This is a genomic window from Micromonospora sp. H61, from assembly GCF_018070325.1.
Taxonomy (GTDB): Bacteria; Actinomycetota; Actinomycetes; order Mycobacteriales; family Micromonosporaceae; genus Micromonospora; species Micromonospora salmantinae.
Genome location: NZ_JAGPXY010000202.1, coordinates 1 through 1,719 on the forward strand (window position 1 = coordinate 1; position 1,719 = coordinate 1,719).

Annotated in this window: 2 protein-coding genes; one reads left to right on the plus strand and one right to left on the minus strand. The window is 66.3% G+C overall.

Going from position 1 to position 1,719, the window contains the following annotated elements; translation table 11 throughout:
• On the minus strand, window positions 1–566 hold a 566-nt coding region (locus KBX08_RS33120), incomplete at its 3' end, for a hypothetical protein (RefSeq protein ID WP_210787690.1).
• Window positions 567–1,032: 466 nt separating this feature from the next.
• Between KBX08_RS33120 and KBX08_RS33125 the strand changes: the two genes are divergently transcribed.
• The coding region (locus KBX08_RS33125; RefSeq protein WP_210787691.1) for a hypothetical protein at window positions 1,033–1,719 on the plus strand (687 nt) is incomplete at its 3' end.

Sequence of the window (1,719 nt, forward strand, 5' to 3'; positions counted from 1 at the left end):
GGTCCGTAGCCGCGCAGAGCATTGCGGAAGCCGCTGGTGTAGCTAGCCCAGAAACCGGCAAAGGCAGGGCGGGCGCCGCGCGCGGCGGTGGCGTACGCGCTGACGGCCCGCCGGTCGCGCAACGCGGCCTGGATCGCCTCGCGGGCCTCGTCCGGGTTCGCCGAACCGAGCTCGTGCAATGCCCTGTCGAGGTGGGGCAGCAGGCTGCCCACCGTGAACAGTCGAGCGCCGGGGATGTGGTCGCTGGTTTTGTGCCACTGCCCGTCGGGAGTATCGGTGTTTGGTGCGTATCCGGCGGTGGTGAGCAGGCGCCGCATTCCGGCTGCAGGCAGATGTTTGATCAGCTGCAGGTATGGCGGTGCACCGCAGAGGTCAAGGGCGAGTGTCCGCTCCATCGCCTGCCCGAATCGCTCCGGTTCAGGTGCGCAGGCGCGGATGGGGGCAGGGGCGCGACTGATACGACCCCGCAGGTCGGCGATGAGCCAGGCCCGGTGCGGAAACTGCTGTTTGAGCCAAAGGCTCGAAACTGGCGGCTCACTACAGCTGCGGATTGCGTACGAGGTCATGAGGGCGCTCCTTCGCAGGTGAGGGCACACCGGCACGTCGTGGCACTCAACCGGTGCGAGGTGGCAGCGGAGAGTCAGGCGACGCCCGATGTGGAGGGACACGCAGCGGGTTTGTCGACGACTGCAACCGGAGGGATCCGAAGGCTTGCCGCAGGCGGGGTCTTAGCCCGTCGGCATCGATGGCCGACTCATCGGGCTCCGCACAACTGGGCGGTATAGCAGCAGGTTCAACAGCTGGACGACGCCAGCTCTACGACCGACCGTACGCGCCGTTGTGACTACGGACAAGCCATCCGGCAAGGCCGGTCCGATTGCGACCGGCGATGTTCTGCCCGCAATCCGACAGGCTCGATCGACAGGCGTTGGCATAGATCACTCGGTGACGTAGGGTATCGACAGAATTCCATTTAGTCAGCTATCGCTAGCACCGCAACCGGGTCAACCGGATGAGCGAGGTGGCCGCGACATGGACACCGGCAGACACAATCCCAGTTGCGAGACAGCCCGAGGACACCGCTGCCTCTGCACCCAGTGCGGCGGCAGCCAGCATGGCGTGCAGGGTTGGCTCGACCACGTCGACCACGACTATCTGATCCGTCACGGGGGACGGGAGCGCTTCGAGAGCAAACTGGCCTGGACAGAGCATCGTCCGCGGCGCCTAGAGCAGACCCGCAGCAACCAGGAAATCACCACCGACCTCGCCCGCGTCGACATCGCGGACTGGCTTGCCGCCCCGTCGCCGCCTGCGGGGCCCGAAGACGGCGAGCCCTACCCGACGCCAGCCGAGCAGGTGACAGCGCTTGCCGAGGAAATGACGCGCGGGGCCTGGCGGGAGATCGTCACGGAACTCGACCGTGCCACGCAGGACACCACCGGCGTGAAGCGCGACCTTACCAACCACTTCTGGTGCGACCTCTTCATCGGGCTGGTCCAGGCGATCGAGATGACCCGACGAGGCTTCGACAGCATCCCCAACAAGGTCAAAACCCTGATCCTGGGTTCGGCACTGCAGGCCGACCGGCCGCACGTCACCGAAGCCGTTGTCGGCTTGATCGTCGACAAGGCGTGGCACGGCATCCAGGCTGCAGCGTTCGCGGGCGCACCGCTGCTCGACCTCATCTCAAACGAAGAAGCCCTGCGCGCACTACGGATC